The organism is Streptomyces sp. NPDC102437 (assembly GCF_044765565.1).
Lineage (GTDB): Bacteria > Actinomycetota > Actinomycetes > Streptomycetales > Streptomycetaceae > Streptomyces.
The window spans coordinates 1-5,986 of sequence record NZ_JBIWKI010000112.1; the positions used below are offsets into that span (position 1 = coordinate 1).

Below are 5,986 nucleotides of genomic sequence, written 5' to 3' on the forward strand. Positions count from 1 at the left end.
GGAGGTGTGGTGGTGCGGAACGCTCATGCGGACTTCGCCTTCCGAGAAGTGCGATAAGTGAGGGAGCGTTCCTGCGGGGGACTGCCATGAGGCGGATGGCTGAAAAGGTCCGGCCTTCGAGTGTTCACGGCGCGATGGGCAGGCGCCGGAACCAGGCCGGAAAGGGTAAAACGCCAGTGACCATGGAATGTCACCGCGGTTGGCAGGGAACCTACGGCGGGTTAAGCCGTTTGGTCAAGGCCTGAATCCGTCTTGGTCAAGACCCGAATCCGTCGGATTGCGACGTGTCGGGGTCGGACGCGGCCTCGTCCGCGTCGTCGACCCAGCCGAGCGAGACGCTGATCCGGCGGGCCGCGTCCCGCACCTGGCCGCCCAGCTCCTGGTAGCGCCAGGCCGGCAGGCCGAGCTTCAGACCGGTGATGGAGACGGCCCCGGCGCACACCGAACGGTCGTCGAAGACCGGCGCGCCGATGCAGATGATGCCCTCGGCGTCCTCCTCGTCGTCCAGGGCGTAGCCGACCCGGGCTATGTCGCGCAGATGCGACAGGAAGGTTGCCGGGTCGGTGATCGTGCGGGAGGTGCGCCGGGGCAGCCCGAACCGCTCGACGACCGCGGCCGCCTCGCTCTGCGGCACGGCGGAGAGCAGCGCCTTGCCCAGGCCCGTGCAGTGCGGCAGCTCGCGCTGGCCCATCCGCAGATCGAGCCGGACGCGCTGGTCGAGCTCGACCTGGTCCACGACGACCGCGTGGCCGTCCTCGGGGACAGCGAGCCTGGACGCCATCCCGGTGGTCCGGGTCAGCTCGCGCAGCACCGGGTGGGCGACGCCGCGCAGGGACACCTGGGAGCGGGCCCGGTCGCCGAGCCTGGCCAGGCTCATGCCGAGCCGGTAGCGGCGGTTCATGCCCTCGCCGTCGTCCGAGACGAGGCCGTACGCGCGCAGGGTCTGGAGCATGCCGAAGGCGGCGCTCTTGGAGATGGAGCAGGCCTGGCCGACCTCCGTGACGCTCAGGCCGTTGCCCTGTGCGGGGGCGGCGAGCGCCTCGAGGATGTCCGCTGCCCTGGCCACGCTCTTGACCCAGTACTTCGGTTCTTCTGGGGCAGCACTGTTCGTCATAGCAGAACAGCTTAGTCCCTCGGTGGGGTTCGGAACGTGCGTTCTCTTGAAGCAGGCGCGGAAACGGGCTTTCCCGGGCCCGGAAGGGTCTTGACCCGCCCCGAAGGCGGACGTAATATCCAGGCACTGTTCTGCTCTACAGAACAGCGTTCGGAAAAAGCACCACCCCAAACACCATTCCAAGCACCACGGATCACCCCCTTCCTGCGGCGACTGCCGGGCGGATGGCGCCAGGGATTCACGGGCCGGGCAGGGCCTGCGAAGACCGACGACTCTCGACGCAAGGAGCAAGCGATAATGAGTTCAGGCCCGGTGGGCAACGAATCCGGAGCCCCACTCGCCGAGCGCGCCCGCCAGGTCGTACCCGGCGGCGTGAACAGCGGTCAGCGCAGCGTTCCCGGACTGACCGACCTGGTCGTCACGGGGACGGACGGCGCGCGGTTCCGTACCGCCGACGGACGCGAGTACACCGACTTCCACTCGGCGTTCGGACCGCCCCTGCTCGGCCACAACGACCCCGACGTGGCCCGCGCCACCGCGCAGGCCGGTGCCACCCTCGGCCACATGGGCGTCGGTGTCACCGAGGGCGAGGTCCTCCTCGCCGAACAGCTCACCGAACTGATCCCCTCGATCGAGAAGGTGCTGCTCACCAGCACCGGCAGCGAGGCCACCTTCCACGCGCTGCGCGTCTCCCGCGCCGCCACCGGCCGCCGCCTGGTCGTCAAGTTCCAGGGCTGCTACCACGGCTGGCACGACGCGGTCAGCCTCAACGTCATCTCCGCGCCCGAGAAGGTCGGCGGCCACGACCCGATCTCCACCGGCATCCTGCCCGAGGTCCTCGAAGCCACCCTCGTCCTGCCGTTCAACGACAGCGAGGCCGTCCGCCGCACCTTCGCCGAGCACGGCTCCGACATCGCCGCCGTGATCGTCGAGCCGGTCCCGCACAACGTCGGCGCGCTCCTGCCGTACCAGGAATTCCTCACCACGCTGCGCGAGGAGACCACGAAGGCCGGCAGCGTCCTGATCTTCGACGAGGTCATCACCGGCTTCCGTCACGACATCGGCGGCTGGCAGAAGATCTCCGGCGTCACCCCCGACCTCACCACCCTCGGCAAGGCCATCGCCAACGGCGCGCCCGTCGGCGCGATCGGCGGCCGCGCCGACCTGATGGACCTCTTCTCCACCCGGCCCGGCGCCCCCGCCTTCTTCGCCGGCACGTACAACGGCCACCCCTCCGTCGTCGCCGCCGCCCTCGCCACCCTGCGCAAGCTCCGCGAGGAGCCCGTCCACGAGCACGTGTTCCGGCTCGGCGAGCGTGTCCGCACCGAACTGACCGGACTGTACGAGCGCCTCGGCGTCCCCGCCGTCGTCACCGGTTACGGATCCGTCTTCGTCAGCTACTTCATGCCGGGCGAGGCCCCCCGCACCTACGCGGACCTGCTGGACAACGACGCCTCGCTCTTCGTCGGCTACCGCCGCAAGCTCCTGGACCACGGCCTGTTCGAGCTGCCGCTCAACCTCAAGCGCAGCCACATCAGCTACGCCCACACCGACGCCGACGTGGACCGTCTCATCGAGGGCACCGAGGCCGCGGTCAAGGCCGTGCTCGCCGACGGCGGCGCCCGCGACCTGGAGAACACCTCCACCATGGGTGGGGCGACCCGCTGATGCTGACCGTCAACCGCACCCGCCCGGCGGGCCCCGCAGGCCGGATCACCCGCGTCGAGACCCTGATGCTCGGCACCTCCTGGCGCGACTTCGGCTACGTCCGGGTCCACACCGACGAGGGCCTGTCCGGCGTCGGCGAGATCACCCACCCCTACCGCGTCCGCGAGGTCTGCGAGCTCACCGAGGCGATCGCCCGGCGCCACCTCATCGGCGCCGACCCCTTCGACATCGAGGAGCTCTGGCTCCGCGTCTACCAGGGCGACTTCCTGCGCGGCGGCGACATGGGCGGCGTCGCCCTGTCCGGCCTCGACCAGGCCATGTACGACCTGATGGGCAAGGCGCTCGGCGTCCCCGCCTACCGGCTGACCGGCGGCGCCTGCCGCGACGACGTACGCGTCTACGCCAACGGCTGGTACACCGGCGAGCGCGATCCCGAGACCTTCGCGGCCAAGGCCAAGGAGACCGTGGCGAAGGGCTTCACCGCCCTCAAGTTCGACCCGTTCGGCCCCGGCCTGCACGAGCTGGAGCGCCCCGAACTGCGCCGCTCCGTCGACCTCGTGGCCGCCGTCCGCGAGGCCATCGGACCGGATGCCGACCTCTTCATCGAGGGCCACGCCCGGTTCGCCATGCCGACCGCGGCCCGGCTGGTGCGGGAGCTGGAGCCCTTCGACATCGGCTGGTTCGAGGAGCCGATGCCGTGGACCCACATCGAGCGGTACGCGGAACTGCGACAGCGCGCCGCGTTTCCGATCTCCGGCGGTGAGCACTTCCACAACCGCTACGAGTACAAGCAGCTCTTCGCCACCAACGCGGTCGACATCATCCAGCCCGACCTCTCCATGGCCGGCGGCTTCACCGAGGTCAGGAAACTCGCCGCGATCGCCGATACCCATGGCATGCTCGTCGCCCCGCACAACTCGAACTCGCCGCTCTGCACCACCGTCTCGGTGCACGCGACGCTCGGAATCCCCAACTTCAAGATCCTCGAAACCTTCGACGGGCTCCTGGAGGACTACGTCTTCGACGCCCTCAAGGGGACCCTCCCGATCGTCGACGGCCGCATCGGCCTCCCGACCGCCCCGGGCCTCGGTGTCGAGCTCGTCGACGAGGTCTTCGAGGAGCACCCGCCGAGCCACCGCTTCTGGAACATGTTCGCGGACGGCTGGGAGAAGCGGAACCGGACATGATCGTCGACGTCCACTCCCATCTCTTCAGGCACAGCCACGACTTCACCGACCCGTTCAGATCCGACTCCGCCCGCGCCCACGCGGGCGAGGTCGACCTCACGGTGAAGTGGGAGGAGTACGCCGCCACCGCCCCCGAGGGCACCCGCACGATCGTCGTCGGCGGCAAGGCGCGGCGCAGCGGCCTCTGGGTCGACGACGCCGCCGTCGCCTCGTACGCCGGAGCGCACCCCGACCGGCTCATCGGCTATCTCTCGCTCGACCCCACCCAGCCCGGCTGGCAGGACGAACTCCGCCACGGCCACCAGGAACTGGGCCTGCGAGGCATCAAGCTGATGCCGATGTACGCGGGCTTCGACCCGGCGGCCGAGGAGTACGACGAGCTGTACACGTACGCCGAACGGCACGGCCTCCCGCTCCTGGTGCACACCGGCACCACCTTCGTGTCGAGCGCACCGCTGGAGTGGGCGATGCCCCGCCACCTGGACGCGGTCGCCATCCGCCACCCGGAACTGCGGATGGTCCTCGCCCACCTCGGCCACCCCTTCGAGGGCGAGTGCATCGCGGTCATCCGCAAGCACCCCCACGTGTACGCCGACCTCAGCGCCCTGCACTACCGGCCCTTCCAGCTCTGGCACAGCCTCCGGCTGGTCCAGGACTACGGGGTCTTCCACAAGGTGCTGTTCGGCAGCGACTACCCGTTCACGACGGTCGACGACTCGGTGAAGGGGCTTCGGGAGATCGCCCGCATCCCCGGCATCCCCGGGCTGCCGCCGCTCGACGCCGACGCGGTGGAGGAGATCATCCACCGGCCGTCGCTGGACCTGCTGGGCCTGAACGGCTGATCCGGCCGTTCCCCCGAACCTGCCGGTACGGCGCCGGGGTCATCCCCCTGTCGCCCGGTACCGACCGGCAGCCGGGCCGCCGCGCCATCACCCATGTGTCCCAGCGCGGCGGCCCGGACCCCCTCCGGCGATCAGAACCGGACCCGACCCACCCCTCTCCGTACTGCTCCGCCTGGAGGAACCCGCCATGACCGCAGCCGTCCCGCCCCGCGGAACCGACCGCTTCGATCTGACCGGCCGCACCGCGGTCGTGACCGGGGCCGCCCGGGGCCTGGGCCGGTCCTTCGCCGTGGGACTCGCGGAGGCGGGCGCCGATCTGGTCCTCGTCGACCTGCCCGGGGCCGAGGGCCTCGCCGAGACCGCCGCGGCGATCGAGGCACTCGGCCGCCGCTGCCGGACGTACGGCCAGGACCTCGCGGACATCGACGCGCTGCCCGGCTTCGTCGACGCCGTACGCGCCGAGGCGGGCCCGCTGCACATCCTGGTCAACAACGCGGGCACGGCGGCGCTGGAACGCTTCAACGAGATCACCCCCGCGAGCTGGTCGCACATCATGCGGGTCAACGTCGACGCCGTCTTCTTCCTCAGCCAGCGGATCGCCGAGCACATGACGGCGGACTCGGTGGCGGGCCGCATCATCACCATCACCTCGAAGAACGCACTGGTGGCGGAGGCCGGCCTGGCCCACTACAACGCCTCCAAGGCCGCAGCCCAACTGCTCACCGAGACCCTGGCGGTCGAACTCGCCCCGCACGGCATCACCGCCAACACCCTCGCCCCCGGCATGGTGGAGACCCCCATCGACGGCGAATTCCCCTTTGACCGGGAGGACTTCGAATCCGCGTACCGCGAGCGCATCCCGCTCGGGAGGTACGCGCGGCCCGACGAATGCGTGGGCGCGCTGCTGCTGCTCGCCTCGGACGCCGGGGCGTATCTCACCGGGACGCGCATCGTCGTCGACGGTGGAGTGCTGGCCGACCAGATGCCGCGGATGCGCTTCATGCCGCCGTACCGCAACACGATCTGACCGCGACCGACCGGGAGTCGGTTCTCACCGAGCACGCATCCCATGCATTGCACGCATCGCACGCATCGCACGCATCGACAACGCGAGGAGCGCCTCCGTCATGTCCGTCAATGCTTCGTCCCCGGCTTCGTCCCCCGCACCGTCCCCG

5 protein-coding genes are annotated in these 5,986 nt (G+C 70.2%); 4 read left to right on the forward strand and 1 reads right to left on the reverse strand.

The window, feature by feature from the left end; genetic code table 11:
- Positions 1-256: 256 nt before the first annotated feature.
- Complete coding sequence (locus ACIRJP_RS41855) at positions 257-1,114, reverse strand: IclR family transcriptional regulator (protein ID WP_404186378.1); 858 nt, start codon at positions 1,112-1,114, stop codon at positions 257-259.
- Between the two features lie 297 nt (positions 1,115-1,411).
- Here ACIRJP_RS41855 and ACIRJP_RS41860 point away from each other — a divergent pair, with 297 nt between their 5' ends.
- The 4 genes from ACIRJP_RS41860 to ACIRJP_RS41875 all read left to right on the forward strand — a co-directional run bounded on the left by ACIRJP_RS41860 (position 1,412) and on the right by ACIRJP_RS41875 (position 5,838).
- Positions 1,412-2,782, forward strand: a complete 1,371-nt coding sequence (locus ACIRJP_RS41860) for an aspartate aminotransferase family protein (protein ID WP_404186380.1) — start codon at positions 1,412-1,414, stop codon at positions 2,780-2,782.
- Positions 2,782-3,969 (forward strand): mandelate racemase/muconate lactonizing enzyme family protein, encoded by a 1,188-nt coding sequence (locus tag ACIRJP_RS41865; protein ID WP_404186382.1) that lies wholly within the window; start codon positions 2,782-2,784, stop codon positions 3,967-3,969. The genes ACIRJP_RS41860 and ACIRJP_RS41865 overlap by 1 nt, the downstream gene beginning before the upstream one ends.
- Positions 3,966-4,811 carry an amidohydrolase family protein gene (locus ACIRJP_RS41870; protein WP_358953162.1) on the forward strand — a complete coding sequence of 282 codons (846 nt, stop codon included), beginning with the start codon at positions 3,966-3,968 and terminating at the stop codon, positions 4,809-4,811. The genes ACIRJP_RS41865 and ACIRJP_RS41870 overlap by 4 nt, the downstream gene beginning before the upstream one ends.
- Before the next feature lie 187 nt (positions 4,812-4,998).
- Positions 4,999-5,838: an SDR family NAD(P)-dependent oxidoreductase gene (locus ACIRJP_RS41875; protein ID WP_404186384.1), complete on the forward strand. Its 840-nt coding sequence runs from the start codon at positions 4,999-5,001 to the stop codon at positions 5,836-5,838.
- The last annotated feature ends 148 nt before the right edge of the window (positions 5,839-5,986 follow it).

Excerpts from the sequence above, each read along its gene's own strand:
- ACIRJP_RS41875 (WP_404186384.1), top strand. The coding sequence starts at position 4,999 with ATGACCGCAGCCGTCCCGCCCCGCGGAACCGACCGCTTCGATCTGACC.
- ACIRJP_RS41870 (WP_358953162.1), top strand. The coding sequence starts at position 3,966 with ATGATCGTCGACGTCCACTCCCATCTCTTCAGGCACAGCCACGACTTC.
- ACIRJP_RS41855 (WP_404186378.1), bottom strand. The coding sequence starts at position 1,114 with ATGACGAACAGTGCTGCCCCAGAAGAACCGAAGTACTGGGTCAAGAGC.
- ACIRJP_RS41865 (WP_404186382.1), top strand. The coding sequence starts at position 2,782 with ATGCTGACCGTCAACCGCACCCGCCCGGCGGGCCCCGCAGGCCGGATC.
- ACIRJP_RS41860 (WP_404186380.1), top strand. The coding sequence starts at position 1,412 with ATGAGTTCAGGCCCGGTGGGCAACGAATCCGGAGCCCCACTCGCCGAG.